The 26,628-nt window shown below is 68.2% G+C and carries 28 protein-coding genes; 9 read left to right on the top strand and 19 right to left on the bottom strand.

What is annotated here, in order from left to right; genetic code table 11:
* Nucleotides 1–104: 104 nt before the first annotated feature.
* The 5 genes from AC3EGR_RS01600 to AC3EGR_RS01580 are packed head-to-tail and all read left to right on the top strand — an operon-like array spanning nt 105 to nt 4,138.
* A complete protein-coding gene (locus AC3EGR_RS01600) occupies nt 105–785 on the top strand; it encodes a DUF3348 family protein (protein ID WP_488544676.1) in 681 nt (226 codons plus the stop codon).
* A complete protein-coding gene (locus AC3EGR_RS01595) occupies nt 782–2,647 on the top strand; it encodes a hypothetical protein (protein ID WP_488544675.1) in 1,866 nt (621 codons plus the stop codon). Before AC3EGR_RS01600 ends, AC3EGR_RS01595 begins: the two co-directional genes overlap by 4 nt.
* Nucleotides 2,644–3,288, top strand: coding sequence for an OmpA family protein (locus tag AC3EGR_RS01590; RefSeq protein WP_488544674.1), 645 nt, complete (start codon nt 2,644–2,646; stop codon nt 3,286–3,288). The genes AC3EGR_RS01595 and AC3EGR_RS01590 overlap by 4 nt, the downstream gene beginning before the upstream one ends.
* The gene (locus AC3EGR_RS01585; RefSeq protein WP_488544673.1) at nt 3,288–3,680 is read left to right on the top strand and encodes a DUF2894 domain-containing protein; all 393 of its coding nucleotides are present in this window, start codon (nt 3,288–3,290) and stop codon (nt 3,678–3,680) included. Before AC3EGR_RS01590 ends, AC3EGR_RS01585 begins: the two co-directional genes overlap by 1 nt.
* A gap of 38 nt (nt 3,681–3,718) precedes the next feature.
* Nucleotides 3,719–4,138, top strand: a complete 420-nt coding sequence (locus AC3EGR_RS01580) for a hypothetical protein (RefSeq protein ID WP_488544672.1) — start codon at nt 3,719–3,721, stop codon at nt 4,136–4,138.
* Between the two features lie 74 nt (nt 4,139–4,212).
* Here AC3EGR_RS01580 and AC3EGR_RS01575 read toward each other — a convergent pair whose 3' ends face one another.
* Genes AC3EGR_RS01575 through AC3EGR_RS01530 form a run of 10 tightly spaced genes read right to left on the bottom strand, consistent with a single transcriptional unit; the run spans nt 4,213 to nt 13,381 of the window.
* A complete protein-coding gene (locus AC3EGR_RS01575) occupies nt 4,213–5,118 on the bottom strand; it encodes a dihydrodipicolinate synthase family protein (protein WP_488544671.1) in 906 nt (301 codons plus the stop codon).
* 13 nt (nt 5,119–5,131) lie between these two features.
* Entirely contained in the window at nt 5,132–6,337 is a 1,206-nt protein-coding gene (locus tag AC3EGR_RS01570) for a glycoside hydrolase family 88 protein (protein ID WP_488544670.1), read from the bottom strand.
* 16 nt (nt 6,338–6,353) lie between these two features.
* Nucleotides 6,354–7,508 (bottom strand): fumarylacetoacetate hydrolase family protein, encoded by a 1,155-nt coding sequence (locus AC3EGR_RS01565; RefSeq protein WP_488544669.1) that lies wholly within the window; start codon nt 7,506–7,508, stop codon nt 6,354–6,356.
* Entirely contained in the window at nt 7,465–8,400 is a 936-nt protein-coding gene (locus AC3EGR_RS01560) for a DMT family transporter (protein ID WP_488544668.1), read from the bottom strand. Before AC3EGR_RS01560 ends, AC3EGR_RS01565 begins: the two co-directional genes overlap by 44 nt.
* A complete protein-coding gene (locus AC3EGR_RS01555) occupies nt 8,393–8,818 on the bottom strand; it encodes a MaoC family dehydratase (protein WP_488544667.1) in 426 nt (141 codons plus the stop codon). The genes AC3EGR_RS01560 and AC3EGR_RS01555 overlap by 8 nt, the downstream gene beginning before the upstream one ends.
* A complete protein-coding gene (locus tag AC3EGR_RS01550; protein WP_488544666.1) occupies nt 8,815–10,014 on the bottom strand; it encodes a CaiB/BaiF CoA transferase family protein in 1,200 nt (399 codons plus the stop codon). Before AC3EGR_RS01550 ends, AC3EGR_RS01555 begins: the two co-directional genes overlap by 4 nt.
* A gap of 24 nt (nt 10,015–10,038) precedes the next feature.
* Nucleotides 10,039–11,187 (bottom strand): acyl-CoA dehydrogenase family protein, encoded by a 1,149-nt coding sequence (locus AC3EGR_RS01545; protein WP_488544665.1) that lies wholly within the window; start codon nt 11,185–11,187, stop codon nt 10,039–10,041.
* Nucleotides 11,188–11,189: 2 nt separating this feature from the next.
* Complete coding sequence (locus AC3EGR_RS01540; RefSeq protein ID WP_488544664.1) at nt 11,190–11,945, bottom strand: enoyl-CoA hydratase/isomerase family protein; 756 nt, start codon at nt 11,943–11,945, stop codon at nt 11,190–11,192.
* Between the two features lie 15 nt (nt 11,946–11,960).
* The gene (locus AC3EGR_RS01535; protein ID WP_488544663.1) at nt 11,961–12,386 is read right to left on the bottom strand and encodes a MaoC family dehydratase; all 426 of its coding nucleotides are present in this window, start codon (nt 12,384–12,386) and stop codon (nt 11,961–11,963) included.
* Nucleotides 12,387–12,388: 2 nt separating this feature from the next.
* On the bottom strand, nt 12,389–13,381 hold the full coding sequence (locus tag AC3EGR_RS01530; protein WP_488544662.1) for a TRAP transporter substrate-binding protein: 993 nt from the start codon (nt 13,379–13,381) through the stop codon (nt 12,389–12,391).
* 203 nt (nt 13,382–13,584) lie between these two features.
* Between AC3EGR_RS01530 and AC3EGR_RS01525 the strand changes: the two genes are divergently transcribed.
* Together AC3EGR_RS01525 and AC3EGR_RS01520 are read left to right on the top strand one after the other, a co-directional pair.
* The gene (locus tag AC3EGR_RS01525) at nt 13,585–14,154 is read left to right on the top strand and encodes a TRAP transporter small permease (protein ID WP_488544661.1); all 570 of its coding nucleotides are present in this window, start codon (nt 13,585–13,587) and stop codon (nt 14,152–14,154) included.
* A gap of 2 nt (nt 14,155–14,156) precedes the next feature.
* Nucleotides 14,157–15,440 carry a TRAP transporter large permease gene (locus tag AC3EGR_RS01520; protein ID WP_488544660.1) on the top strand — a complete coding sequence of 428 codons (1,284 nt, stop codon included), beginning with the start codon at nt 14,157–14,159 and terminating at the stop codon, nt 15,438–15,440.
* A 24-nt stretch (nt 15,441–15,464) separates the two neighbouring features.
* Here AC3EGR_RS01520 and AC3EGR_RS01515 read toward each other — a convergent pair whose 3' ends face one another.
* On the bottom strand, nt 15,465–16,355 hold the full coding sequence (locus AC3EGR_RS01515) for a helix-turn-helix domain-containing protein (RefSeq protein ID WP_488544659.1): 891 nt from the start codon (nt 16,353–16,355) through the stop codon (nt 15,465–15,467).
* A gap of 508 nt (nt 16,356–16,863) precedes the next feature.
* Between AC3EGR_RS01515 and AC3EGR_RS01510 the strand changes: the two genes are divergently transcribed.
* The gene (locus tag AC3EGR_RS01510; RefSeq protein ID WP_488544658.1) at nt 16,864–17,844 is read left to right on the top strand and encodes an NAD(P)H-dependent flavin oxidoreductase; all 981 of its coding nucleotides are present in this window, start codon (nt 16,864–16,866) and stop codon (nt 17,842–17,844) included.
* A gap of 62 nt (nt 17,845–17,906) precedes the next feature.
* A complete protein-coding gene (locus AC3EGR_RS01505) occupies nt 17,907–19,052 on the top strand; it encodes a hypothetical protein (protein ID WP_488544657.1) in 1,146 nt (381 codons plus the stop codon).
* Between the two features lie 49 nt (nt 19,053–19,101).
* On the opposite strand, the gene AC3EGR_RS01500 is transcribed toward AC3EGR_RS01505, so the two are convergent.
* From AC3EGR_RS01500 to AC3EGR_RS01465, 8 genes are all read right to left on the bottom strand, one after another.
* Complete coding sequence (locus AC3EGR_RS01500; RefSeq protein ID WP_488544952.1) at nt 19,102–20,046, bottom strand: NAD(P)-dependent oxidoreductase; 945 nt, start codon at nt 20,044–20,046, stop codon at nt 19,102–19,104.
* Nucleotides 20,047–20,099: 53 nt separating this feature from the next.
* Complete coding sequence (locus AC3EGR_RS01495) at nt 20,100–21,077, bottom strand: Bug family tripartite tricarboxylate transporter substrate binding protein (protein WP_488544656.1); 978 nt, start codon at nt 21,075–21,077, stop codon at nt 20,100–20,102.
* Nucleotides 21,078–21,140: 63 nt separating this feature from the next.
* Complete coding sequence (locus tag AC3EGR_RS01490; RefSeq protein WP_488544655.1) at nt 21,141–21,668, bottom strand: carboxymuconolactone decarboxylase family protein; 528 nt, start codon at nt 21,666–21,668, stop codon at nt 21,141–21,143.
* A gap of 3 nt (nt 21,669–21,671) precedes the next feature.
* A complete protein-coding gene (locus tag AC3EGR_RS01485; protein WP_488544654.1) occupies nt 21,672–22,682 on the bottom strand; it encodes an alpha-ketoacid dehydrogenase subunit beta in 1,011 nt (336 codons plus the stop codon).
* The gene (locus AC3EGR_RS01480; RefSeq protein ID WP_488544653.1) at nt 22,675–23,646 is read right to left on the bottom strand and encodes a thiamine pyrophosphate-dependent dehydrogenase E1 component subunit alpha; all 972 of its coding nucleotides are present in this window, start codon (nt 23,644–23,646) and stop codon (nt 22,675–22,677) included. Before AC3EGR_RS01480 ends, AC3EGR_RS01485 begins: the two co-directional genes overlap by 8 nt.
* 149 nt (nt 23,647–23,795) lie before the next feature.
* Nucleotides 23,796–24,668, bottom strand: a complete 873-nt coding sequence (locus AC3EGR_RS01475) for a LysR family transcriptional regulator (protein ID WP_488544652.1) — start codon at nt 24,666–24,668, stop codon at nt 23,796–23,798.
* Between the two features lie 218 nt (nt 24,669–24,886).
* A complete protein-coding gene (locus AC3EGR_RS01470; RefSeq protein ID WP_488544651.1) occupies nt 24,887–25,852 on the bottom strand; it encodes an amidohydrolase family protein in 966 nt (321 codons plus the stop codon).
* Complete coding sequence (locus tag AC3EGR_RS01465) at nt 25,849–26,616, bottom strand: SDR family NAD(P)-dependent oxidoreductase (RefSeq protein WP_488544650.1); 768 nt, start codon at nt 26,614–26,616, stop codon at nt 25,849–25,851. Before AC3EGR_RS01465 ends, AC3EGR_RS01470 begins: the two co-directional genes overlap by 4 nt.
* Nucleotides 26,617–26,628 lie beyond the last annotated feature (12 nt).

Here is a 26,628-nt window from a genome sequence, read left to right as displayed (position 1 = left end):
CTGGCGGGCCCGACGGGGGTCCGCCTCCTGCCCCGGCCTCCGGCGGCCCGCGCCCTACCCTGACGCTTCGTGTTCGCACCCCTGGGTGCAGAGGATTGGCTTTTTTGCGCAGCACCCCCGCCCGTTCCGCACTGGTCCGCCACCTGGCCGGCTGGATGCCCGCGGACGCGGAGCCCGCCGGCATGGACTTCGCCGAGCGCCTGAGCCTGTGGCTCAACGCCTTCGACGCGATCCACCTGCAGGCGGCGCACCAGGCCATCCGCGCGGTGCCGGCCGCAGCACCTGCCACCGCGCAGCGGCGGGGCACGCGGACGCAGGACGTCGCGGAAGACTTCCGCCAGCTGCGCGCCCTGCTTTCGCAGGCGATCGCGCGCGACCCCCTGGCGGATCTCGACGCGGCGGAGAAGGCGCAGGCCGGCTACGCCCCGTACCAGCGCCGCCACCAGGAGCTGCAGCGCCAGATGGAGCAGATGGTGGGCGCGCTGCGCGACCACGCGCGCCAGGTGCTGCTGCGCGCCACGCCGCGGCTGCGGCAGCTCGCCACGCTCGACGCCGCCATGGAACAACTGCTCGCACGCCGGGAACAATCGCTGCTGCCCCAGGTGAGCAGCGTGCTCGCGCGCCGCTTCGCCGAACTGCGCCGCGGCGGCGACGGCAGCGGCGCCTGGCGCACCACTTTCGAAAGCGACTGGCGCCACGCGCTGCTCGCCGAACTCGACCTGCGCCTGGAACCGGTCGCCGGGCTCGTCGATGCACAGAGGACGGAATGGAACAACCCACGATGACCAAGATTTCTTTCGCCGGGGCCTTCGCGGCCGGCCTGGCGGTCCTGGCCTGGATCGGCTTCGGATTCCTGGGTTCGAGCTGGCTGCCCTTGCTGGTGACGGCGCTGATCGCCGGCGCGTACCTGCTGGGGGCCTTGGAGCTGCGGCAGTTCCGCGCAGCCACCGGCGGCCTGCGCTCCGCGCTTGCCGCCCTGTCCGAGCCGCCCGCTCGCCTGGGCGACTGGCTGTCGCGCGTGCCCGCCTCCTTGCGCGAACCCGTGCGCATGCGCGTCGAAGCCGAGCGCGGCGTGCTGCCCGGCCCCGCGCTCACGCCTTACCTCGTCGGCCTGCTCGTGATGCTGGGCATGCTCGGCACCTTCCTGGGCATGGTGATGACCTTCCAGGGCGCGGTGTTCGCGCTGGAGGGCTCGACCGACCTGTCCGCGATCCGCGCGGCGCTCGCGGCGCCCATCAAGGGCCTGGGCCTGTCCTTCGGCACCTCGGTGGCCGGCGTCGCCGCCTCCGCCATGCTGGGCCTGATGTCGGCCATCGCCCGCCGTGAGCGCCTGCAGGTCGCGCGCGTGCTCGATGCACGCATCGCCAGCGCGCTGCGGCCCTTCTCGCTGGCGCACCAGCGGCAGGAGACCTTGCGCGCGCTGCAGTCGCAGGCGGGGGTGCTGCCCGAGGTGGCCCTGACGCTGCGCGCGCTGATGGAGCGCATGGAGCGCCGCAGCGAACAGCTCGACACGCAGCTGCTGGAGCGGCATGCGCTGTTCCAGCGCGAGGTCACCACCGCGTACGACACGCTCGCGGCCAGCGTCGGCACCTCCCTGCAACAAAGCCTGGCCGCCGGCGCGCAGGCCGCGGGCACGGCGATCCGCCCGGTGGTCGAAAGCGCGATGGCGCAGGTGGTGGGCGAGTCGCAGCGCCTGCACGAGCGCCTGGCCGGCGTGGCGCAGTCGCAGGCAGATGCCTTGTCGCAGCAGTTCGCGGGAACGGTCGCAGCGGTGAGCGAGACGCTCGCCAGGCAGCAGGAAGTGCACGCCAAGGCCGAACGCGAACGCCTCGCCGCGTGGACGGACTCGCTGCAGTCGCTGGCGGGCTCCCTGCAATCCGAATGGCAGCGCACGCATGCGCAGGTCGCGCAGCTGGTGGACCACTCGCGCGAGCAGCTCTCCGGACTGCGCGCGGACGAAGCCGAGCGCGGCCAGCTCGCCGTGGCGCGCCTGGGCGAGCTGCAGGGCGCGGTCGCGCAGCACCTGGCCGATCTCGGTGCCGCGCTGGAAGCGCCGCTGACGCGCCTCCTGCAGACCGCCTCGGAAGTCCCGCAGGCCGCGGCCGGCGTGATCACCGAGCTGCGCCAGGAGATGAGCCGACTGGGCGACAAGGACAACCTCGCGCTGCAGGAACGCACGCAGCTGCTCGAGCAACTGCGCTCCCTGATGCAGGCCGTGAACACCGCGGCCGGCGAGCAGCGCACGGCCACCGAGGCGCTGGTGGCCTCCGCTTCCTCGGTGCTGGAACAGGCAGGCGAGCGTTTTGCGCAGGTCCTCGAGGCGCGCGGCGCGCAGGCCGGCGAGGTCGCGGCGCAGGTGGCGCAAGGCGCGCAGGACGTCGCGCAGCTGGCCACGGGCTTCCAGCAAGGCGTGCAGCAGTTCCAGGAGAGCAACGAGAAACTCATCGCGACGCTGGGCCGCATCGAGAGCTCGCTGGTGCAGTCCACCGCGCGCAGCGACGAACAGCTCGCCTACTACGTCGCGCAGGCACGCGAAGTCATCGACCTGAGCATCGCCTCGCAACAGGGCCTGGTGGAGCAGCTGCGGCAGGCGCAGGCCAAGCCCGCCGCCAAGCCTGCGCCGGCGCTGGAGGAGGCGCGGGCATGACGGATGCGGACGAACTCGAGAGCGGTGGCGCGTTCGGCCCCGTCTGGGCGGTCTTCGCCGACCTGATGACGGGCCTGCTGGGCGCCTTCGTGCTGGTGCTGCTGGGCGTGCTGGTGGTGCAGATGGACCTGGTCAACAGCCTGCAGTCCGAGATGGAGAAGCGGCGCATCGAGGAACAGCGCCGCATCGCGCTGGAGAAGGCGCTGGCGATCCCGCTGGCGTCCGGGCGGGTCACGCTGGACAACGGCCGCATCGGCATCAGCGGCAGCGTGCTCTTCCCGCTCGGCTCCGACGAGCTGCGGCCCGAAGGGCGCCAGGTCCTCAGGAGCCTGGTGCATCCGCTGCGGGTGTACCTGGGCGAACGCAACGAGATGCTGATGGTCAGCGGCTTCACCGACGACCGCAAGGTGCAGGACGGCAACAGGCGCTTCGCGGACAACCTGGAGCTGTCGGCGCAGCGCGCGCTCACCGTCACGCGCGCCCTGATCGAGGAAGGCATGCCGGGCGCGCAGGTGTTCGCGGCGGCCTTCGGCGCGGAGCAGCCGGTGGCGTCGAACGCGAACGAGAAAGGGCGGGCCATGAACCGCCGGGTGGAGATGGCGCCGGTGCCACGCGCCGCCAAGCCCGCGCCGGCGAAGTGATGGCCTCCCCGCTCGCCGAGCTCAACGCGCACATCCGGCGGGCCCGCGCCGCAGCCGCGGAGCCGCTGCTGCCGGGCGAAGTGCACGACGAGGAGGAGCTGCGCAGCGTGCGGCGCTTCCGCCGCATGTGGAACGGCCAGCTCGCCTTGCAGCAGCTGGCCGAAGCGGCGGCCCGCCAGCCCGCCAACGCCGGGCCCCTGAACTCGCACGTGCTGGTGCTGCGCTCCCTCGCGCTGATGCGCGAACTCTCGCCGGAGTACCTGCGGCGCTTCCTGGTGCAGATCGAGGCCTTGCAGTGGCTGGAGCGCGCGGCAGAGAGGATGCCGCGCGAGCCGGCCAAGGGTGCCGCGGCGGCGAAGACGCCGCGCAAAGGCAAGCGCAAGGCGGGATGAAACCAGGGGCACTGGGACACTTGCGCCGGCGAGACCTGTTGCTTGCCTGGCTGATCGCGACGGCGTTCAGCGGCCTGCCCTCGACCCTGCTGGCGCTCGCGATGGGGACGGATCCGCTCGAAGCCACGCGGGCGGCGGGCGCCATGATCCTCGCGCCCGACGCCGGAACACCGGCACTGTTCGCCGCTGCCGCGCTCGTGCACCCGGCCGTCTCCGCGTTCTGGACGTTCGTGTTCGCCCTGCTGCTGCCGCGCCGCCACACCGCGCTCTGGGCCGTGGCGGGAGCGGCCCTGGTCGCCCTGCTGGACCTTCGCATCGTCGCGCCGCTGCTGTTCCCGTCGATCGCGGCACTGCCGTTCTGGCCGCAATTCGCGGATCACCTCCTGTGGGGATGGCTGCTGGGCGCAACGCTTCAGGTCCGGATGCGGCGCGCCGGGCGGCCGCAGGACGGCGAGTGAGCAGGACCGTCCTGCGTCAATTTGACAGGCTGCTGGTGGGCGCGCGCGGCGGGTTCGCGCCCTCCCCGCCAGGATCAATACCCGAGGGCCTTCAGGCCTTCCAGCGTCCTGCGCGTGATCTCCATCGTCCTCTCCCGCTCCTTGCCCGCCAGCGGCAGGCGCGGCGGCTTCATCGCTTCGCTGCTGCCCGTGATCATGTGCTCGGCCAGCTTGATGTGCTGCACCAGCTTGACCTCGGTGTCCAGGTGGTACAGCGGCGTGAGCACGCGATACAGTTCGCGCGCCTTGGCGTACTCGCCGGCATTGGCCAGCTCCAGCAGCTTCACCGAAGCCCGCGGCACGGCATTCGCCATCCCCGAGACCCAGGCCGTGACGCCCAGCACGGCGCTTTCGAGGATCAGGTCGTCCACGCCACACACCACGTTCAGGCGGGTGCCGAAGCGGGTGATCAGGTCGGTGACGCGGGTGACGTCATAGGACTCCTCCTTGAGCGCCACGATGTTCGGCTCGGCCAGCAGCTGCTCGACGACGTCCGGCGTGAGGTCCACGCCGTAGCCGCGCGGGTTGTTGTACAGCAGCAGGGGCAGCTCGGTGGCGCGTGCCACCGAGCGGTAGAACTCCACCGTCTCGCGTGCGTCCGACTTGTAGGTCAGGCCCGGGAACACCATGAAGCCGGAGATGCCCAGCTTCTGCGCTTCGGCCGCGTAGGCGGTGGCGCGCTGCGTGCTGGTCTCGGCCAGGCCGGAAATCACGGGCACGCGGCCCGCGGCCGCTTCGACCGTGGTGCGCAGCACGGCGAACTTCTCCTCGGGCGCCAGCTGTGCGTTCTCGCCCACCATGCCCATCATCACGACACCGGCGACGCCGTCGCCGATCAGGCGCTCCACGCCGGCGCGAATGGCCGGCAGGTCGAGCGACAGGTCAGGCTTCAGCTTGGTGGTGACTGCGGGGAACACGCCCCGCCACTGGATCGTCTTCATGTTGCGGGTCTCCTCAGGAAATCGCGGAAATCTCCGGGCGCAGGCGGCCCGGCTGCACGACGCGGCACAAGGCCTCGACGAAGAAGAAGTCACCGAACATGGTGGCGCTGTCCACGCCCTCCTTGTGCGGCCGTGAATAGCACGAGTGCTTGAGCGCGCCACGGTGGCTGTCCTCGCTGGCGAAGGCCTCGCGGCACAGGTTCTCCAGCATCTCGCAGCCGGCCGTGCTCCAGCGCTTGGCGGCTGCCGCGTCCGGGTGGATCCGGCCCATCTCGATCAGTGCGGAGGCGACCACCGCGCCCGCGGCGGTGTCGAGGATCTTCGCGTCCTCGCCGGTGGCGTCGAAGTCGTAGGGCGGGATCTTGCGGCCATCGAGGCGACGGATGTAGTAGTCGGCCAGCTTCTCGGCGAGCTGCAGGTATTCGACCTTGCCGGTCTCGCGCGCAGACGTGACATAGCCGTAGATCGCCCAGCCCTGGCCGCGCGACCACGCGGACTCGTCGGCAAAGCCCTGGAACGTGTAGCCCCGCACGCGCTCACCGGTGACCGTGTCGTACTCCACTGCGTGGTACGTGGACAGGTCCGGACGGATGAAGCCCTTGGCCGTCATCTGCGCATGGGCCTCGGCGGCCAGCGCGAAGCTGCCATCGCCGCTGTGGCGTGCAGCCCAATACAGCAGCGGCAGATTGGCCATGGTGTCGATGGCGGAGCTGCAGCGCGCCCGCGCATCGCTCAGCGGCCCCCAGGAAGCGATGTAGCTGCCGCTCCGCGTGTTGACGATGCGGGCGCGCAGCCGCTCGGCGGCCTTCATGGCGATGTCCGCATACCAGGTGTCGCCGGTCACGTGATAGGCCGGGATGGCGCTGCTGTCGAAGATGAAGCCGATGTCGTGCGTGTTGCCGTCGTCCGCGCGCTGCGCCACCAGCCGCATGCGCTCACGCATCCAGCCCAGGTACTTCCTGTCCTCGGTCTGCAGGTAGGACGCGCACAGCAGGCCCACCCAGAAGCCGCAGAACCAGTTGCCGTGGCTCCAGGCCTCGCCCTGGTAGCCCGCCGACAGCGACGCGGGCAAGGTGATCCAGCGGCCGTCCGGCGCGGTCAGCTGCGGAAATTCGACGCCGATCGTGCGCTCGTCGTCCGCCACCTTGGCGGCCAGCCGCGTGAGTGTGGAGGCGAACAGCTTGTGCTGCGGCGCCGTGGCTGCGATGGGGTTGGTCATGCCTGTCTCCTTGTCGTCAAAGTTGCCGGGCGAGCAGTCCGCGCGCCGCGAGGTTGTTGAACAGTGCCCGCAGTCCGAACTGCCAGGGCGCCACGCGGTCACTGGTGTTGACCACGTTGCGCAGGCCCCCGAGGCGGAGGCTGCGGATGGTGACGACGTCGCCCACGTGATGCGTGAAGCCCCGGCCCGGCGCGTCCCGGTCTTGCGCGGGCGCAAAAAGCGTTCCGAGAAACAGCATGAAACCGTCCGGGTACTGGTGGTTCTCGCCGATGGTCTGCGCGACCAGGTCCAGCGGGTCGCGGCTGATCTCGCGCATGGTGCTCGCGCCCCGCAGCACGAAGCCGTCGCGGCCTTCGACCAGCAGCTCGATGTCCTCGCGGCGCACGTCATCCAGGGTGAAGCTCTCGTCGAAGAGGCGGATGAAGGGGCCGATGGCGCAGGAGCCTGCGTTGTCCTTGGCCTTGGACAGCAGCAGCGCGCTGCGGCCTTCGAAGTCGCGCAGGTTCACGTCGTTGCCCAGCGCCGCGCCGACGACGTCGCCGCGGCTGTTGACGGCAAGCACCACCTCCGGCTCCGGGTTGTTCCACTCCGACTTCGGGTGGATGCCGATCTCGGCCCCGCTGCCGACCGAGGAGAGCACCGGCACCTTGGTGAACACCTCGGCGTCCGGGCCGATGCCCACTTCCAGGTACTGCGACCACATGCCCTGCCTGATCAACAGGGCCTTCAGCTCCTGGGCGCCGGGCGAACCGGGCTTGATGGCGCGCAGGTCGCCACCGATGGCCTTCTCCACGTCGGCGCGAATGCTCTCGGCCTTGCGCAGGTCGCCGCCCGCGCGCTCCTCGATCACGCGCTCCAGCAGGCTGCTGGCAAAGGTGACGCCGCTCGCCTTCACCACCTGCAGGTCGCAGGGCGCCAGCAGGCGCGGCAGGACCTGGGCCAGGGAGCCCAGGCGCGCGCCGGTCATCGCACGCACGGACCGCGCCGGCTGCGGCAATTCCAGCAGCGAGGACATGGTGGACGCGTGGGCGCTGATGTCGTAGACGCCGTCGTCGCGCACCGCGACCACGGCGGGACCATGGACTTCCGGCAGCCACACGCGGCCGACCAGCGTGCCGGCGCAGCCGTCACGCGGCAGGACTTCTTCCGGCTGGAGGGAAAGCAGGTTCATTCGAATTCTTCCGGTTAGCGAGCCAGGTGCCGGTGAGCACCAGCAGGAACCCGGCGACGTGGGCGGGCATCACCACTTCGCCGAGGAACACCACCGCCGTCGCCAGGGCGGACAGCGGCAGCACGTTGAGGAACACCGCCGTGCGGCCGAGGCCCAGCCGCGCGATCCCATGGCTCCAGGCGAGTCCGCCCAGGGCGGTGGAGAACAGGCCCGAAGCGAAGATCAGTACCCAGATGGAGGCCGGCGCCTGCCATGCTTCTGCGGTCCACACGCCGGGCTGCACCGCCGCGTGCACGACCAGCATGGCCCCGCCGATCAGGTGCATGTACCAGGCGATGGCGACCGCCCCCATCCGGCCGGCGAGCCGGCGCATGACGGCACCGCCGCCGACGTAGACCAGCATCGATGCGATCAGCAGTGCATCGCCCACGCCCTGGAAGCGCAATTGCGCTCCGCTGCGATTGAGGATCACGACGGCGGCGCCGGCAACGCCCAGGCCGACACCCGCCAGGCCGGCGGAACCGAGCCGCTCGCCGAAGATCAAGGCGCCCAGCAGAACCGACAGCAGCGGGTTCAGCCCCAGGGCAAGCGCCCCATTGGTGGCCGTGGACAGGGCGAGCCCCTGCGTCAGCAGGATCTGGTGCGCGTACACCATCAAAAAGGCGGCGGCAGCGAGCGCCAGCAGGTCCGCCCCGGCGATCCGGCGCAACCGGAAGCCGAGCGGCCGCGCGACCAGCGCGATGAAAGCGAAGGCCACCACGGTGCGGATCGCCGCGAGGTGGACCGCATCGAAGTGCGCGGCCATCACCTTGATCATCACCACGTTGGCGCCCCAGACGCTCACCGTGGCCAGGAGCATCGCGACGACGCGCGACCTGCCGGGTTCAGGCAAACTTCAGCTCCTTGAGCGCGGACAGGCCGGCCATGACCTTCTCGCCGGTCTGCTTGCTGACCACCGTGTCGAGGATGAGGATGCGCTTGGCGTCCTTCTTGCCCACCACGGTGACCTCCACGTTGACCGTGTCGCCGATGAACACCGGGCCGAGGAATTTCAGCTCCTGGCCGACGTAGGCGTAGCCCGGACCGGTGAGCCTGGTGTGCGTGGTCGACACCAGCGCGCCGGTGAAAAGCCCGTGCACCACGCGCCGCCCGAAGGGCGAGCGCGCCGCGAACTGGTCGTCCATGTGCAGCGGGTTGAGGTCACCCGACAGGTGGCCGAAAGTGTCCACTTCCGTCGCGGTGATGGTCCGCTCCAGGCGCTGCTTGCGGCCGATCTCGACGTCGTCGAAGTTCAGGAACGAGGATGTCATGCAGCCTCCCTTGCCTGCGCGGCCAGGGCGACCCCTTCGGCGATCAGCTGCTCGATCTCTTCCTCGCTGTAGCCCGCTTCGGCCAGCACCTCGCGGGTGTGCTCTCCGAGCGCCGGGGGCATGCGGCGCAGGGCTGGTGCCTTGCCGTCGTAGCGCACCGGGTGCGCCATCAGCCGTACCGGGCCCGCCTGCGGATGGTCCACTTCCATGACCACGCCGTTGTGTTCCACCTGCGGGTCGGCTTCGACCTGTTCGTAGTCGTTCACGGGCGCGTACCAGATGTCGTGCTCGTCGAAGGCGCGCATCGCGGCGGCGGTGGTTCGCGCCAGCAGCGCCTTGGCCACGAGCTGGTGGACCCGGTCGCGCTGCCGTACGGGGTCCTTGGGATGGTCCAGCGACGCCAGTTCGGCGGAATCGAAGGCCGCCCCGAGCTTGGCGGTGGTGGTGAGCGAGATCGCGATCCAGCCATCCGCCGTCTTGTACACACCGTAGGGCGCGGGATGGAAGCGCGAGCCCATGGCCGGGGAGCTGCGCTTCCACAGCGGACCCTTGTTCAGGTAATAGGTGAACGGCTCGATCTGCAGGTCCAGCGCGGCGTTCAGCAGGTTGCTCTCCACCATGCAGCCCTTGCCCGTGCGCTCGCGCTTCTGCAGCGCCGCCACGATGCCGAAGGCAGCCAGCGCGGCGGCGTGCTGGTCGACGATGGCGGACCCGACCGGGGTCGGCGCAGACGCCCCATCTCCCGACAGCATCGCCATTCCGCTCATCGCCTGCAGCAGCAGGTCCTGGCCCGGGCGCTTCTGGTACGGGCCCGTCGAGCCGTAGCCGGTGCAGGAGCAGTACACGAGGCGCGGGTTGATCTTCTTCGCGTCTTCGCAGCCGAAGCCCAGCTTGGCCAGCACGCCGGGGCGGTAGTTCTCCACCAGCACGTCGGCCTCGGCGACCAGGCGCCGCACGACCTCACGTGCTTTCTCGTTGCGCAGATCGAGCTGGATGGCGCGCTGGTTGCGGTTGCCGAGCAGGAAGAAGATGGACACCCCTTCCTGGAAGGCGTCGAACCCCGCCCATCCGCGCTCGAAGGCGCCCTTGGGCGGCTCGATCTTGACCACGTCCGCGCCGACGTCGGCGAGCATCTGCACGGCCGAGGGACCCTGCAGGAAGTGGGTGAAGCTGATGACCTTGATGCCTTCGAGCATGTTGTTCTCTCCCTGTTGCCTTGTCTATTGCGCGAGCAGGTCGCGCGAAATGATCATTCGCTGGATTTCGGAGGTGCCTTCGACGATCTCCAGCACCTTCGCGTCGCCGAAGGCGCGCGCGACCGGGTACTCGCTGATGACGCCGTAGCCACCGTGGATCTGGATCGCCTGGTGCGCGGCCTCCATGGCGCGCTCGGTGGTGAACAGCTTGGCCATCGAGGCCTGCTGGTCGAAGCGGCGTCCCGCGTCCTTCTCGGCCGCTGCGTCGTACAGCATCAGCCGTGCCGCGTGTGCGTGCGTGGCCATGTCGGCCAGCTTGAACTGCAGCGACTGGAACTCCGTCAGCGCCTTGCCGAAGGCCGTGCGCTCCTTCATGTAGGCGCGCGCGCGGTCCAGCGAACCCTGCAGGATGCCCAGGCCGAGCGCGCCGATCAGGATGCGGCCGGTGCTGATCTGCGCCAGGGTCTGCCGCAGGCCGTGGCCGCGCGTGCCGAGCAGGTTGCCCACGGGAATCCTGCAGCGGTCGAAGTGCAGCTCGCACGTGCTCGAGGCACGCCAGCCGATCTTGGTGAGCTTGCGTCCGGTGCTGAACCCCGGCGTGCCGGTCGGCACGATGAAGTTGGAGATCTCCTTGCGGCCGTCCTCTCGCGTACCGGTCACCGCCGCGATCACCACCGGCCCCGTCACATCGGTGCCGGAATTGCTGATGAAGGTCTTGGCACCGCTGATGATCCAGTGCTCGCCGTCCTGCGTGGCCTTCGTGGCGATGTTGGCGGCATCGGATCCGGCATTCGGTTCCGTCAGCCCGATGGCGCCGATCCTGCGGCCCTCCAGGATCGGGCGCAGATGCGCGTGTTTCTGCGACTCGTTGCCATACGCGTTCAGCAGGCTGGCGACCGAGGAATTCGCCATGAGGGAGTTGGCCACCGCGCAGTCGATGCGCGCCAGCTCCTCCAGCACGATCACGAACGACAGCCAGCTGCCGCCGCCGCCGCCGTACGCCTCGGGATACGGCAGGCCGGTGAAGCCAAGCTCGCCGGCGCGCTTCCAGATCTCGTAGGGGAAGGCTTCCTCCTCCCACAGGCGCTGCGAGATAGGCGCGATCTCCTTCTCCGCGAAGCGCCGCACGGCGTCGCGCATCATCGTGTGTTCTTCTGTGAGCCAGTGCGGCATGTTCATTTCTCGAGGAAGTGGCGGAACCCCGCAGTCGCGTGCGGCGTCCCGAAATTCAGGGCATAGGTCGCGGCCTCGAACTCGAGGCCCGCGGCCAGGGGCAGGTCCGCAGCGCGGTTGACCGCGCGCTTGGCCATCTCCACCGCGAACGGATGGTGGCGCGTCACCGATTCGGCAAGCGCCCGCGTCTCGGCGCGCAGCGCCTCGGGTTCGGCGACGCGCGCCAGGAAGCCGAAGTGGCGGCACTCCTCCACGCGGTAGTGGCGCCCGGTCAGCACCATCTCCTTGGCATGTGCCAGTCCCATCTTCTTCACGGCGAGCTGGGTGCCACCCCAACCGGGCATGGTGTTCAGCGTGATTTCGGGAAAGCCGAATCGCGCCGTGGTGGCCGCGACGATGAAGTCGCAGGCCAGCGCCAGCTCGAAGCCGCCGCCGAGCGCGTAGCCGTTGACCATGGCGATCGTCGGCTTGGCGAACTCGTGCAGCCGCTGCATCAGGCGATGGCCCGCCACCATGTCGCGGTAGGCCGCGATCGGGTCCATCGCCGCGAGGGCGGCGACGTCATTGCCCGCCACGAAGGCCTTGCTGCCGGCACCCGTGATCACCACCGCAGCCGTGGCCTCGTCGGCCGCCGCGACGTCCAGCGCCGCGTCGACTTCGGCCAGCAGCCCCGGCGCGAAGGCGTTGTGCTTCTCCGGCCGGTTGATGGTGATCCACCGCACGCGGCCTTGCTGCTCCTGCAGCAAGCGTGGGGACAAGCCGTCGCTCATCGCCTACAGCACCTTCAGGTAGGTCTGGCCTTCGGCGACGACGAGCCCGGCCTGGTTGGTGACGGTCGCATCGAACACGCAGGTGTTGCGGTCCTCGTCCTTGCGGACCAGCACCAGCTTCGCCGTCACCGTGTCGCCGATGTACACCGGTCCCTTGAACGTGATGTCGTAGCGATACGAGACGGCGCCCGGATTCGGCGCCTTGGCCGCCATGTAGCCCATCACCGTGGCGAGGAAGCCCACCGACAGCGCGCCCTGTGCGATGCGGCGCTCGAAGCGGGTCTTCTTCGCGAACTCCTCGTTCACGTGCACGCCGTAGAAGTCGCCGACGATGCCGGCGAACCCATAGACATCGAAGTCGGTGACGGTCTTGGCGAACTCGCCGTGGTCGCCCACGGCGTAACAGTCCATGTGCGGTCGCTTGGCCATGCTTACTTCACCGCCTTCTTGGCCGCCTGGACCTTGCCGTACAGGGCCTTGCCGTCCGGGATGGCGGCGAGCAGGCCTTCGTCCACCTTCGCGCTGGTCTGCTTGAGGTTGTCGACGTTGGGCTCCACCACGGTCACGCCCGCCTTCTTCATGCTGGCGATCGAGTCGGCGTAGGACTTCTTGTAGTAGGTGCGGCTCTCGGCGAGGGCCTCGCTGGCCGAGTCCTGCAGGATCTTGCGCTGGTCCGGGGTGAGCTTGTCCCAGGTGGCCTTGGAGGCGATCAGCAGCGCCGGCAGGTAGTGCACGCGGGTGATGTTGTAGTACTTGGAGACCTCGACGAACTTGTCCATCACGAACTGGTCGGGCGAGGTGTCGGCACCGTCGACCACGCCCTGCTGCAGGGCCATGTACACGTCGGGATAGGCCATGGGCGTGGGCTGGGCGCCGAACGCCTCGTAGGCCTTGACGTAGCCGGGCGACTGCATGACGCGCAGCTTCATGCCGGCCATGTCGGCGCCAGTCTTGATCGGCTTGGACGAGAACACGTTGCGCTCCATCACGGACAGGAAGCCCAGGCCGACCAGGCCGTACTTGGGCAGCATGTCGAGGAACTCCTTGCCGACCGGGCCGCCCAGCACCTGGTTCGCCTGGTCCACGCTGTCGAACAGGTAGGGCATGTCGAACAGGCTGTAGGCCTTGACGGTGTTGGTCAAGGGTGCCTGCGCGGTGATGAACATGTCGAGGCCACCGGTGCGCGCCGTCTGGATCATCTTCACCTCGCCCCCGAGCTGCGACTGCGGGAACACGTTGATCTTGATCTCGCCGTTCGACTTCTTCGCGGCGATCTCCGCCATGCGCTTGCTGGCGATCTGGTAGTGGCTGTCGGGCGCCAGCGTGTGGCCCACGTTGAGGCTCACCGGTGCGGCGAACGCAAAGGCGGTGGCGAACATCGAGGCGGCGGCGATGCTGCCTGCACCTGCAATCGTGAATTTCATGGCGTCTCCTGGTTTGGTGGTTGGACGCCGGATGCTAGGAAGGAGCGCGTGCGAAGCGGTAGGACCCGATTGCGGATTGCTTGGACTTTTCGACGACCTAGTGTTTGCCCTAGGCGGGAAAGTGCAAGTGATGCGGCGAAACGTCCTACCGACTGCCGCGGGGCGATCGATACATTCGCGTCAATCCTTTCCGGGAGCCTTTCATGCGCTCATTGATCTGTCTCGTCGACGCCCTCAACAAGGGCCTTGGCCTCTTCTGCGGTCTCGCGCTGGCCGCGATGACCGCACTCATCTTCCTGCAGGTGCTCGTGCGTTTTGTCTTCGCAAAGCTGCAGATCCAGTTCAGCGTGCCCTGGACCGAGGAGCTCTCACGCTATCTCATGATCTGGGCCGTGTTCGTCGGTGCCGCGATCATCGCCCGGCGCGCCGACGCGCTGGCGGTGGAGGCACTCGTCCTCGCCGTGCCGCCGACGCTGGGGCGCGCCATCAAGTTCAGTGCCCATGGCTTGGCGCTCGTCTTCTATGGCTGCATCTTCATGCTGGGCCTGGACTGGATGGAGTTCGGGCATAGCGAGAACGCGCCCGTGCTGGGCGTCCAGATGGCCTGGGTCTACGCGTCGATGTCCGTCGGCGCCGCGCTGACCATCATCAACGCCCTGACGCTGCTCGCCGAGGTCTGGTTGGACAAGAAGGACATCCTCGACGTCATCGACAACGAAGCCGACGAGGCGGTCCAGGAAATGGACCTCTCCCTGCAACCCCAGAAAGCCTGAACATGGTCACCGCTCTGCTCGTTGCCGTTCTCGTCCTGCTGTTCTTCAGCGTCCCGGTCGCGGTTTGCCTGGGCTTTGCCTCACTCATCGCGCTGCACGTGAAGGGGCTGCCGCTGGTCAACCTGGCGCAAGCCGTGTACGAATCGCTGGACTCGTTCCCGCTGATGGCCGTGCCCTTCTTCATCCTGGCCGGCCACCTGATGCAGACCGGCGGCATCTCCCGCCGCCTGATCGCGCTGGCCAATGCCCTGGTGGGCTGGTTCCGCGGCGGCCTGGGATCGGCCTCGGTTCTCGCATCGATGTTCTTCGCGACGATCTCCGGATCATCGTCCGCGACCACCGCTGCCATCGGCTCCACGCTGATCCCCGCGATGGAGAAGAAGGGCTACCCGAAGCCGTTCGCCGCGGCCACCTGCGCGGCGGCAGGCGAGTTGGGCGTGATCATCCCGCCTTCCATCCCGATGGTGGTCTACGGCCTGGTCGCCAACGTGTCGATCGGCGGCCTCTTCCTCGCGGGCTTCCTCCCCGGCCTGCTGATCGGACTGTCGCTGGTGGCCACGATCGTGGTCATGGCGCGTTGGCGCGGCTTCGACAACACGCCGGCGCAGTCCTTTGCGCAGTGGCGCGCGAACCTCTGGAAGGCCTTCCGGGACTCGTTCTGGGCATTGCTGATGCCCTTCATCATCCTCGGCGGAATCTACGCGGGCGTGTTCACGCCGACCGAAGCCTCCGTCATCGCCGTGGTGTACGGCTTGCTGGTGGGTCTTTTCGTCTACCGCGAACTGAAGTGGCGCGAGCTGCTGCCGGTGTTCTCGAAGTCGATGGTGGCCACCTCCCTGATCATGCTGATCGTGGGCTACGCCGCCATCTTCGGCTACGTGCTGACCATCGAGCAGGTGCCGCAGAACCTGGGCAAGGCCATCGCCCAGTTTTCCTCGAGTCCCATCGTCTTCATGCTGCTGGTGAACGTCCTGCTGTTCGTGGCCGGCACGGCCCTCGAGGCACTGGTCACCATCATCCTGCTGGCGCCCATCCTCGCGCCCGTGGCGGCGACGTTCGGCATCGACCCCATCCACTTCGGCATCGTCATGATCGTGAACGTCGCGATCGGCATGCTGACCCCGCCGGTGGCGGTGAACCTGGTCGTGGCCTGCAAGATCGCCAACCTGCGCATGAGCCAGCTCACCCGGCCGGTGTGCCTGTACCTGAGCGTGCTGACGCTCGACGTGCTCGTCATCAGCTACGTGCCGGCGATCTCCACGTGGCTGCCGCACGCGATGAAGTGAACGCAAGCCCGCCCCTGCGGCGCGCTATTCGGTCATGCGGACGAGGCTCTGGCGGAACTCCACCGGCGTGCGGCCGGTGTGCTTCTTGAAGCAACGGCTGAAATAGGCCGGATCGTCGAAGCCGAGCTCCGAGGCGACCTGCGCCACCTGGACTCCGGAATGCGCGAGCATGCGCTTGGCTTCGAGGATCACGCGGTCGCGGACCAGCTGCGCCGTGGTGTTTCCAGCGCAGCGCCTGGCAGCATCGTTCAGAGCGCGTTCGGTGCAGCGCAACAGCCGCGCGTATTCTTCGGGCTCCTGCACCGTGGCGAACTTCTCGTCCAGCAAGGCCTTGAACCGGCGGAACAGCAGCTGCGCGCGGCTGCCCACTTCCGTGCCCACCGTGGGCACGGCGACGCGCGAGGCCTGCACCAGCAGGATGAACAGATAGGACCGGATCACGTCCTGCGCGCGGTAGCCTTCGTTCTCGTATTCCTCCCGCAGGCGCTCGAGCGTGCGGCGGATCTCCTGGACGGCGCGACCTTCCGTATAGACGGCGTGGACACGATGCTCGTGGTCGTACACGGGGATCTGCGTCAGCATGTTCTTGTCCTGCAGCTGCAGGGCGAAGAACTCCGAGCTGAAGCTGATGGTGTAGCCTTCCGTATCGTCGGACAGCTCGAAGTCGTGGACCTGGCCAGGCCCCATGAAGAACAGTGCTCCCGGCCGCACCTCGTACTTCACCTCGTCGATGATGTGCTGCCCGGTACCGCGGTCGATCCAGACGATATGGAAGAAGTCATGCCGGTGGGGGTAGGGCAGCGTCGCCATCAGGTTCTGGACCGGCGCGAAGTGGAAATGCGCCGACTTGATGACGGAACCGTATTCGAAGTCCTCGATCCGGAACAGGGGCAGGTCACAACAGGCGGGCTTCATGGCTTCTGGTGGCAACAGCTCCCCGCATGCTAGCAGCGGCCGGACACCGAGCGCCGGCTCACGGACCGTCGCCTTTGGGCCCCTGTTGCGGCAAGTGCCTCCCGTCCGAGTTCTCGGCCGTACCAGCGCCGCGCGAGCCGCTGCGGTGGCCTCCCCCGTTCGTGTGCTGCTCGTGGTTTTCGACCGGGCGTGCTTCATCGCCGCTCACCTCGTGCGGGTTCCTGTCGCTCTTGGCAGGCAAGTTGGGCGGGCTGTGGTGTGTCATGGAGAACCTCTTGCGTTCGCTTCATGGTCCTCCTGATGGGCCGGCCGCTTGTCGGCGCCCGTGGACGGACCTGGTGGGACAAGCTGCCGCCGGCCAGAGCGGCCGTGCGCTGTCGCTCGACCGGAGCCTGAGACGGACGCCTGGACGCGTGCGCGAGACCCGGAGCAGCCTCTGGCGAGCCAGCCTGCCCGTGGCCCGGAAGGCCCCATACTTCGGACAGGATTAGTCACCGGGGAGCTTGCCGTGCCAGAAATCGCCACGCGCCTGACGCAGAAGTTGGGGCTCCGGCACCCTGTCGTGTCCGCACCCATGGCGTTCGCGGCGGGTGGTGCGCTGGCGGCGGCGGTCAGCCGCGCCGGCGGGCTCGGCCTGATCGGGGGCGGCTATGGTGACCTCGTCTGGCTGCAGCAGCAGTTCGCGCTGGCAGAAGGAGAACGCATCGGCGTGGGCTTCATCACCTGGTCTCTTGCGAAGACGCCGTCGCTGCTGGGCGCGGCGCTGGCGCACCGGCCTGCCGCAGTGATGCTTTCCTTCGGCGACCCGCGGCCCTTCGCCGCGCCCATCCACGCTGCGGGAGCGGCACTGGTCTGCCAATGCCAGGACATGGCGCACGTGCGCGATGCCGTGGAGGCCGGGGCGGACGTGGTCGTCGCGCAGGGAGCCGAGGCGGGCGGCCACGGCGCGCTGCGCGGTACCTTGAGCTTCGTCCCGGAGGTGGTCGACTACCTTGCCGGGCATGCACCCGACACCGTGCTTCTCGCCGCCGGCGGCGTGGCCGACGGCCGCGGCCTCGCGGCGGCCTTGATGCTGGGCGCCGATGGCGCACTCGTCGGCACGCGCCTGTGGGCGTCCCGCGAGGCGCTGGTGAAGGAGGGGCACCACGGGGCAATCCTGGCGTCGACTGGCGACGGCACGCTGCGCACCCGTGTTCCCGATGTCGTGCGGCAGCTGTCGTGGCCGGACGGCTTCACGGCCCGCATCCGGCGCAACGCATTCACGCAGCGCTGGCACGGCCGCGAGGACGCGCTGCGGGAAGCCGCTGCGGTGGAAGGACCCCGCTACGCGCAGGCGTTCGCGGCGGGAGACCCGGAACAAGCGGCCGTGTGGTTCGGCGAGGCGGCGGGCCTGGTGCACTCGATCGACCCCGCCGCGGTGATCATCGAGCGCATGGTGTCCGAAGCGCTCGAGCGCATGCACTGGGGCGCAGGGATGCGCAGCGGCTGAGCCACGCCCGCGTGGGCGGGGCCCACCCACGCGCGTCACGTTTGCTGCCAAGATCGCACTCCATGCTCGCCACGCTCGCAGCTTCAATCGTCGACATCGTGCTGGGTTTGCAGGTCGCCGGCACCGACCCGGCCGCGGGCAATCGCGTCTCGCTGGAGGGCCTGGCGTTCGGACCCGCGGAGGGAGGTGCTCTCGAAGTCCGGATCCGCAAGCTCGAGGCCGTTGCGCTGCGGCTCGCATCGGGGGCGCTCGTCGTGGAGGTCGGCCGCTTGACGCTGCACGAGCTCGTCGCGCACCTGCGCAACGTCGACGGCAAGCCGCGCCTCGAACGGGTCGACGCAGCGAGCGCGGAACTTTCAGGCATGAAGGTCCACGGACCCTCGATCCTCCTGCAGCAGCCCCAGGCGGGCTTGCCTGCGGCACCGGTCGTGGCCCCTGCATCGCCAACCGGCCAAGGCCCGACAGGCGAGGCAGTCGCGGGCCCCTGGTGCCTCGGCCCGCTCGCCGCAGCGGACGGCACCATCCGCGCCGACATCGTCGATGCGCAGTTGCTGTTCGATGCGGACGTGACGGTGCCGATCCGCCACGGCTCCATCGACTTCAACGATGCGAGCGTGGAACACGTGGGTCCGGATTCGCGCATGGGCGTCAGCCGCATGGGGCTCTACGTCGATGCTCCCAACGGGCGCAGTTATCTCTACCAGTTCCCTTCGGCTCCCGTCGCGGGTGTCGAGTACGAAAAGCGGGGCGCCTTGCTGGGCCCGTGGGTCACCGGCCGCGGCAGCCTGCGGTTGCAGGAATTCGGCGAGAGCATGGTGCGGCAGCCGCCGGCGGGAGCGGCCTTGGGCTTCACCGAGCAGGCGCGTGTGCTGTTCGACCGCACGGCAGTCTCCGGCGAGGTGCAACTCGGCGACGGCAAGTTCGCCGCGCCTGGCGTGCAAGCCGAGGTGGTGGGACGCGCGGACGGGCGCAATGCCGTGCGCGTCCACTCGGAAGCGGTCGGGCGCGGCCTCACTGTCGACATGCCTTCCCTGTCCGCACGGAACGCGGCCGTGGGCACCGGGAACACGCAGGTCACCGGCGACGACGTCGCTGCAGCGCTGACGCTCCAGTTCTTCGTCGAAGGCGCGCAGATGCGCTTTGCGGTCGATGTCGCCACCTTGAAGATCTCGGGGCTGCGGCTTCCGATGCAGCGGCCAGCCACCTAAAAGGGTGTCAGCCTCGCGGGCCCGGTGCCTGCTACTGCGCCGGCTTCCCTCAGCGCCGCGACGCGCGCTTGCGCTTTGCGGCCGGTGCGGGTGCGATGCCGGCCATCTGCGAAAGAACTTCGCTGACGGACGCGGTGTCTTCCTCGGCGCGTCCTTGTGCCATGGCCGCGTTGTAGATCGGCACGCACGCGCTGAAGAGAGGCGTGGGGCAGTCCACCGACCTGGCCATGTCACCGATCACCTGCATGTCTTTCTGCCAGACCGCGACCTTCATGGTCGCCGGCGTGTAGCTGCGGCGGATCATGAATGGCGTCCGCAGCCGCATGACGCCGGTGCCGATGACCGGACTGGGCCCGAACAGATCCAGCACCTGTTGCGGATCCAGCCCCAACTTGCGCGCGAGCGCCACGGACTCGGCACACGCGACGTTGTAGATCGCGACCAGGTGATTCGCCGCAAACTTCATGCGGGTGCCATTGCCGAACGCGCCGACATTCGGAACGTTGTCCGTGAAGGTGCGAAGCAGCGGCTGAACCTTGCGGACCGCCGCGGCAGCGCCGCTGCAGTAGATGGTCCAGGCGCGGTCCTTCATCCGGGCCGCGGTGCCGCTGATGGGGCAGTCGAGCATGGTCATGCCGCCGCGTTGCAGTTCCTTCGCCGCGGACTCCTTGTCGGCCAAGGGCAGCGTGCTCGTCTCGATCACCACGAGTCGCTTTGCCCGTGCCGGGTTCTGGCTGGCCAGGAGCGCATCCACGGTGGCGCTGAGCGCGGCGCTCGTCGACAGCGAGACGATGACCACATCCGACGCCTCGGCGACCGCGCCGGCGGACGCGAGCACGCGTCCCCCGGCCTTCTTCAGGCGTTCCTTCGCTGGCCCCGCAACGTCGAAACCAACCACGGCGTGGCCATTCCTGAGCAGGGTCTCGGCCATCTCGCCGCCCATGATGCCGAGGCCGATGATGCCGATGGGCGTTGGAGTACTGTTCTCTTTCATGAATTGGTACGCAGGTCGGCGCCGCGTGGGTGCGGACCTGCCCTGTGCAAAGATCAATCCGCCTTGATGTTGGCTGCCCGGACGACGGCGCCCCACTTCTTGATCTCATCCTTGATGTAGGCGCCGAACTGTTCCGGAGTGTCGCCAACCGGGATCGCACCCTGCTGGTTCAGTTTCTCCCGCACGTCGGGCTGCTGCAGGATCTCGGTGATCTCCCGATTCAGCTTCATCACGATGGGTGCAGGCGTACCAGCCGGTGCAACCATGCCCACCCAGGAGTAGGCCTCGTATCCGGGGACAGTTTCCGCGATGGTCGGAATGTCCGGCAAGGACGGGACGCGCGTGGCGCTGCCGACCGCGATGCCGTGCAGCCGTCCCTGACGCACGTACTCGATGACCGAAGGAATGCTGCTGTAAAGCATCTGGACGCGGCCAGCCAGCAGGTCGGCCACCGCGGGTCCCTGTCCCTTGTAGGGCACGTGGGAGGTTTCCACCTTCGCCATGGAGTTCAGCAACTCGCCGGCGAGGTGGCCGGAATTGCCGCTGCCGGGAGATGCGAAGAAGACCTTGCCAGGCTGTGCACGAGCCGCGCTGATGACTTCCTGCATGGTCCTGGGGGTGAATGACGGGTGCGTGACCAGCAGCAGGGGGAAGTTGACCATGTTGGTGATCGGTGCGAAATCCTTCACCGGGTCATAGGGCAGCTTCGGGTAGAGACTGGGATTGACTGCCATCGGCCCGGCGGCCGCCACGCCGATCGTGTACCCGTCAGGCGCCGCAGTAGCCAACGCCTGCAGCCCGATGATGCCGTTTCCACCCCCCTTGTTGTCGATCACGACCGACTGGCCGAGCCGCTCCGTCAGCTTCACGCCGACGATGCGGGCGATGACGTCGTTGCCGCCGCCAGGCGGGAACGGCACGATGAGGCGGATCGGCTTGTTGGGATACGCCTGTGCGAATGCCGACGCGGCGAACAGAGCAGTCACGGCGACGCCAACCCGGAGGGCTTTGCCCACGAAGTACTTCAACATGTTGTCTCCTTGTAATTGTCCGACGTTCACCCCGCCGCGCATGAGGCACGGCGGGCGCTGCGATTAGGCAGCCATCGTTTTCCTGCGCCCGACGCCGCCCGCCTTCTCCTTGACGGCGGGTTTGCGCTTGGCGCTGGCTTTTGTACTTGTCTTCGCGGCCCGCTCCGCCTCCTTGTTCGCCTTCTCCAGGGCTTCGATCTCCGGCAGCGCGGTGCGGATCACCTGGAAGGCATCGACCGAGGCAGGTCCTCCGCAGTAGATGAACGAATGCAGCAGGAGCTCACGAATCTCCTCCTTGCTGACGCCATTGCGCAGGCAACCCCGCAAGTGCAGCCTGATCTCGTGCGGCCGGTTCAGAGCGATGCACATGGCCACCGTCAGCAGGCTGCGGGTCTTGAGGCTCAGGCCCGGGCGCGTCCACACCTTGCCCCACGCGAACTCCGTGAGCAGTTCCTGGAAGGGAAGCAGGAGTTCGTCCGCGCTCTCGAGCGTCTTGGCCACGTAGTCCGGACCCAGCACCTTCTTGCGAATCGCGAGTCCTTCATCGAATGCTTTGCTTTTCATCGTTTCCTCGTTGCGGCGGTCTGCCACTGTTCAGTTTTGTTTCCGCACCAGTTCCAGAGTGCGCGCCGCGATTTGCTCCGCGTCCGGAATCAGCGCTCGCTGCAGGTGCGGCGCCGACGGAATCCGGCAATCCCGGGTCGCCACACGCTCCACCGGTGCACGCAGGCAACCAAAAAGCTCGCTGCCGACGCGTGCAGCGATTTCGGCGCCGAACCCCCCGGTCTGCACGGCCTCGTGGGCGACGACAAGACGACCGGTCTTCCGGACGCTCTGCATCAACGTGTCCCAGTCGAAGGGATTCAGCCATCGGGCGTTGATCACCTCCGCGGAGACTCCGGCGTCCTGCAGCCTGTCTGCCGCCGAAAGCGCCTGCAGCAACATCGCGCTCCACGACAGGATCGTCACGTCGCTGCCGACACGCATCACCTCGGCATGCCCGATGGGCGGCACCGGACCGCCCACAGTGACGCTCTGCTTTTCCCCGTGGTACAGGCCACGGTTCTCGATGATGAGGGTGGGGTCGTCGCAGTGCACCGCCGAGAGCGTCATGGAGTACGCATCCTGCGCCGTGGCCGCCAGCCCGACGCGCAGTCCCGGAACGTGCGTGTAGAAGGCTTCGAGATTCTGTGAATGTTGGGCGCACGAGCCCGGAAGGAATCCCTGCTGCGTGCGGATCGTCACCGGCGCTTGCAGTCGGCCCGCCGACACGTAGCGCACGTTGGCCGCCTGGTTCACGATCTGGTCCATGGCAACGAGCGTGAAGTCGATCCACATGATCTCGACGATCGGCCGCAAGCCCGTCATTGCCGAGCCTACCGCCGCGCCCAGCATGGCCGTCTCGCTGATCGGGGTGTCGAACACCCGGTCACCGAACTCCGTCTTCAGGTTCTTGGTCACGCCGAAGATGCCACCGGCCTCGCCGACGTCCTCGCCATAGAGGATTGCGTTGTCGAACGTGCGCAGGGACCGTTGCAGCGCCAGGTTGACGGCCTGCGCGTAGCTCAGCTCCACGACCTGTTCCGGGTGCTGGAGTTCATGCATAGAGGTGCTCCTCGACCTTGTTCACGTCGGCCGCCGGCGCAGCCAGGGCGGCCTGCGCCGCGTTCTCGTTCTCTTCGCGCAACCTGGCTTCGATCGCGTCGAGTTCGCCTTGGTCGACACCGAGCTCCAGCAGTGCCTGTTGCGCACGGACGATGGGCTCGCCCTTTTTCGCTTCGGTCACTTCCCCTTTTGGCCGGTAGGACTGCATATCGCCGTAGTAATGGCCGACCAGCCGCTGGGTCATGGCTTCGACGAGCGCCGGGCCGCGTCCCGCGCGAGCCGCATCGACGAAGCTGGCGACCGTGCGCCGCACGACCTCCGGATCGTTGCCGTCCACGCGCACGCCCGGAAAACCGTAGGCTTCCGCACGCTGGTACATCTCGCCCTGACGGACCATCTTGTGGGTCGGCGTCAGTTCGGAATAGGTGTTGTTCTCGCAGACGAAAATCAGGGGGAGGTCCTGATACGCGGCGAAGTTCATCGCCTCGTGAACGCCACCCTGGTTCATCGCACCTTCACCGAATGCCGTCAGCACCACCCGGCCCTTGCCTTCCATCTTGGCACTCAGGGCAGCCCCCAACGCAATGGCGGCACCCGCGCCGACGATCGAGTTCTCCCCGTAGAAGCCCCAGTCAGCCGCGCTGAACTGCGCCGAGCCACCCCGGCCCTTGCACACGCCCGTCTCGCGCCCCAGGAGTTCGCCGAACGCGCTTGCGATCGGCACGCCGCATGCCAGGGCCCAGCCATGGCCGCGGTACGTCGCGAACACCCGGTCATCGGCCGTAAGTGCCGCGCGTGCTCCGACGTAAATGGCTTCCTGCCCGATGCACAAGTGGATCGAGCCCACGATCGTCTGCTGCTTGCGCAGCTCGGTGACCTTTTCCTCGAACAGGCGGATGCGAAGCATCGCCTGCAGGTACCCGGTCAGAACGGCGCGTTCCGGCGCCGCACGGTACTGGCTCATGTCATGTCTCCCGCGTTCTTGAGCGCTGCATCGTAGGCAGCGCACGCAGGTAGCGCCAATGGAGATTTCCGATGCCGGGCATCGGGAAACGCCGCCCCAGCGTTTTCAGCGACGGCCGCGGCGCAGCCGGGCACGCCCGGTGCTCACACCTAAACCGAGCCTTTCACCACCGTCAGCAGCGCCTGGATCAGGGGGTCTTTCTCACGGGAAAGCAGGTAGATGAACGACAGCGTGGCGCTGGTGCTCCCCTGCTCCCAGACGAAGATCTTTCCCTCCTTGGCCGCGGAACGCGCGCGCTGTTCGCGCAGGAGGCACAGGCCAACGCCTGCAGTGGCCAGGTCCTGCGTGATGGCTTCGCGGTCCGTTTCGACCACCTTGCGCGGCGTCACGCCGTGGCGCGCCAGCAGTTCCGTCACCAGGCCAGGGTAGGAGCCGAGCGGCGGCACCCAGATCCAGGGCAGGCTCCCGATGGCGGCCCAGCCCTCGCGCTCGACCTGCTCGCGCCACGCCGTGGGCACCGCGATGAAGTAGCGGATTTCCCGCACAGGCACAGCACGCACTTCCGGGTCGCCAATGCTTCCGATGAAGAACCCGGCATCACGTTGCCCTGCCTTCACCTCGTTGAGCGCCCATCCCGACAGCCCTTGGCGGATGACCACGGTGATCTCGGGATACTTCACGCGCATGTCGTTCATGATCTCGCCAAGGCCGAGCGTCTCCGGATCGTTGACGACGGCCAGCCGGATCTGCCCGGCCAGCGTACCCGCGTGCTGGCGCGCCTCGGCCAACACTTCGTCTGCCAAGCTCAGGATCTGCAGTGCCTTGGGCAGCACTTGTTGCCCGAACGGAGTCAACTCGACACCGGACGCAGCACGGACGAAGACTGGGGCGCCCAGCTCACCCTCGAGGAGTTTGATGTGACCGCTCAGTGTGGGTTGCGTCAAGTGCAGGGCATGCGCGGCCTGCGTGATGTTCCCCATGCGAGCTACTGTGACGAAGGTTCGGAGTTGGTAGATTTCCATGTTGCAGAGGAATACCCTGGCCATCTGGAAGGTATCAGATCCTCACTGGGGTACCGCAAGCCGTCGAGCTGCGCGTGGCCCCCGACTCGCCGACCGCGCGAACAATTGATCGCCGATGCCACGCGTGCAACCTGGACGGGAAAAGATGGCCGACCGGCCCGTGCTACTTCGCGCGCAGGCGATCCTGGCCGAAGCGGGCGCTTTGCGTTGACCCGCTCTCAGCGCGGCGGTGGAAGCTCCAGGCGATAGAACGCGGCGGCGTTGTCCACGAAGAAGCGGCGGCGCTCGCCTTCGGAGAACCCTTCCAGCATCCGTGCCACGGAGCGCACCAGGGTGTCGTAGTCGATCCGCAGGCCGGCCACGGGGAAGTTGCTCGCGAACATGCATCGCTCTATGCCGAAGATGCCGATGGCGCGGAGCACGATCTGCCGGTTCGATTCGAAATCCCACGGCTGGTCCTTGAGCCCGAACTCCGACACCTTGAGGCACACGTTCGGTTCGCGGGCGAGCGCCTCCATCGCGCGCTGCCACGCGGCCAGTCCTTCGGGGCTGCGGTCCCAGGGAAAGCCGGTGTGGTTCAGCACGATCGCCGTGCGCGGGAACGCGCGCGCCACCTCCGCCGCCTCGTACAGGTGCCAGTAGGGAACGCGCAGGTCCCAGGACAGGCCGTGCTTCTCCAGGCGCGCAAAGCCTTCCAGCCACCGCGGATCCTGCATCGTGCCGGGCGCGCCGGGGGTCATGCCATCGGGCGCCAGCGAGGTCACGGGCTTGGAGCGGATGCCGCGCACCAGCGGGAAGGCAGCCTGGCGGGCCAGCACCTCCTCCGCGTTCGGTGTGTGGAACCAGGCGTGCGCCACGATGGCCGTGGGCATGCCCTCGCGCTGGTGCACTTGCGCGAGCCAGCGTGTTTCGCCCACCTGGTCCCCGCGGTCCCACTCGGCCTCGCAGTGCACCGTGGCCAGCACGTTGTGGCTGCGCGCGTCACGCCGGTAGTCGTCCGCCAGGTAGTTGCGCTTCAGGGGGGTGTAGTCGCCCATGAAGAAGTGCGCCTCCGGCTGGTCGGACAGCCAGGGGTAGCAGTTGGCCCGCAGGTCCCACAGGTGGTGGTGCGCGTCCACCAGCGTCACCGCGCCGGGCGCCTCCACCCACCGGCCGTGGATGGTCGGGCCGGTGGCCGCGCTCACACGTGCTGGCCGCCGTCCACCATGATGGTCGAGGCGGTGATGAACGATGCTTCGTCGGACGCCAGCCAGAGGATGGGACAGGCCACCTCGCGCGGGTCCGCCCAGCGTTCCTGCAGGTTGTATTTCGACTTCTCGGCCAGCAGGTCCTCGCGTGTGCGGCCAAGGCGCTTCACGTGGAAGGGCGTCAGGGTCAGGCCCGGGCACACCGCATTCACCCGCACCTTGTGCGGCGCTTCCTCGAACGCGAGCGTGCGCGTCATGGACAGGATGCCGGCCTTGGTGACGTCGTACTGGCCCATGCCGGCGCGCGGGTTCACGGCATGCGTGGAGGAGACGTTGACGATGGAGCCGCGGCCGGAACGCCGCAAGGCGGGCAGCGCCTCGCGCGCCAGGTACGCGTAGCTGAGGAGGTTGGCCTTGAGGATGCGGTCCCAGGTCTGCGCCTTCGCTTCGGCCAGCGGTTCGTACGAACGGATGCCGGCCAGGTTCACAAGCACGTCGAGCGCGCCAAAGCGCTCGAGGACCTCCTCGACGATCGCGCGCGCGGCCTGTTCCTGGCCGACGTCGGCGCGGATTTCCAGCACCTGCGCTCCGGGCACCTGCTCGCGGATGCCGGCGGCCACCTCGGCCAGGGGCGAGCCGTCCAGGTCGACGAGGGCCACGCGCGCGCCTTCCTCGCAGAACAGCTGGCCGGCCGCCGCGCCGATGCCGCCGGCCCCGCCCGTGATGATGGCCGTGCGGCCTCCGAGCCTCTTCTGGTTCATTGCTGCTTCCCT

This window comes from Ramlibacter sp. G4-7 (assembly GCF_057784995.1).
The sequence above is the reverse complement of the archived record's forward strand: the minus strand, read 5'-3'. Positions and strand labels throughout refer to the sequence as shown.

Coding starts and splice junctions, on each gene's coding strand:
- AC3EGR_RS01595 (WP_488544675.1), top strand. CDS start 782: ATGACCAAGATTTCTTTCGCCGGGGCCTTCGCGGCCGGCCTGGCGGTC.
- AC3EGR_RS01590 (WP_488544674.1), top strand. CDS start 2,644: ATGACGGATGCGGACGAACTCGAGAGCGGTGGCGCGTTCGGCCCCGTC.
- AC3EGR_RS01585 (WP_488544673.1), top strand. CDS start 3,288: ATGGCCTCCCCGCTCGCCGAGCTCAACGCGCACATCCGGCGGGCCCGC.
- AC3EGR_RS01575 (WP_488544671.1), bottom strand. CDS start 5,118: ATGAAGACGATCCAGTGGCGGGGCGTGTTCCCCGCAGTCACCACCAAG.
- AC3EGR_RS01570 (WP_488544670.1), bottom strand. CDS start 6,337: ATGACCAACCCCATCGCAGCCACGGCGCCGCAGCACAAGCTGTTCGCC.
- AC3EGR_RS01565 (WP_488544669.1), bottom strand. CDS start 7,508: ATGAACCTGCTTTCCCTCCAGCCGGAAGAAGTCCTGCCGCGTGACGGC.
- AC3EGR_RS01555 (WP_488544667.1), bottom strand. CDS start 8,818: ATGACATCCTCGTTCCTGAACTTCGACGACGTCGAGATCGGCCGCAAG.
- AC3EGR_RS01550 (WP_488544666.1), bottom strand. CDS start 10,014: ATGCTCGAAGGCATCAAGGTCATCAGCTTCACCCACTTCCTGCAGGGT.
- AC3EGR_RS01545 (WP_488544665.1), bottom strand. CDS start 11,187: ATGCCGCACTGGCTCACAGAAGAACACACGATGATGCGCGACGCCGTG.
- AC3EGR_RS01535 (WP_488544663.1), bottom strand. CDS start 12,386: ATGGCCAAGCGACCGCACATGGACTGTTACGCCGTGGGCGACCACGGC.
- AC3EGR_RS01530 (WP_488544662.1), bottom strand. CDS start 13,381: ATGAAATTCACGATTGCAGGTGCAGGCAGCATCGCCGCCGCCTCGATG.
- AC3EGR_RS01525 (WP_488544661.1), top strand. CDS start 13,585: ATGCGCTCATTGATCTGTCTCGTCGACGCCCTCAACAAGGGCCTTGGC.
- AC3EGR_RS01520 (WP_488544660.1), top strand. CDS start 14,157: ATGGTCACCGCTCTGCTCGTTGCCGTTCTCGTCCTGCTGTTCTTCAGC.
- AC3EGR_RS01515 (WP_488544659.1), bottom strand. CDS start 16,355: ATGAAGCCCGCCTGTTGTGACCTGCCCCTGTTCCGGATCGAGGACTTC.
- AC3EGR_RS01505 (WP_488544657.1), top strand. CDS start 17,907: ATGCTCGCCACGCTCGCAGCTTCAATCGTCGACATCGTGCTGGGTTTG.
- AC3EGR_RS01500 (WP_488544952.1), bottom strand. CDS start 20,046: ATGAAAGAGAACAGTACTCCAACGCCCATCGGCATCATCGGCCTCGGC.
- AC3EGR_RS01495 (WP_488544656.1), bottom strand. CDS start 21,077: ATGTTGAAGTACTTCGTGGGCAAAGCCCTCCGGGTTGGCGTCGCCGTG.
- AC3EGR_RS01485 (WP_488544654.1), bottom strand. CDS start 22,682: ATGCATGAACTCCAGCACCCGGAACAGGTCGTGGAGCTGAGCTACGCG.
- AC3EGR_RS01480 (WP_488544653.1), bottom strand. CDS start 23,646: ATGAGCCAGTACCGTGCGGCGCCGGAACGCGCCGTTCTGACCGGGTAC.
- AC3EGR_RS01475 (WP_488544652.1), bottom strand. CDS start 24,668: ATGGAAATCTACCAACTCCGAACCTTCGTCACAGTAGCTCGCATGGGG.
- AC3EGR_RS01465 (WP_488544650.1), bottom strand. CDS start 26,616: ATGAACCAGAAGAGGCTCGGAGGCCGCACGGCCATCATCACGGGCGGG.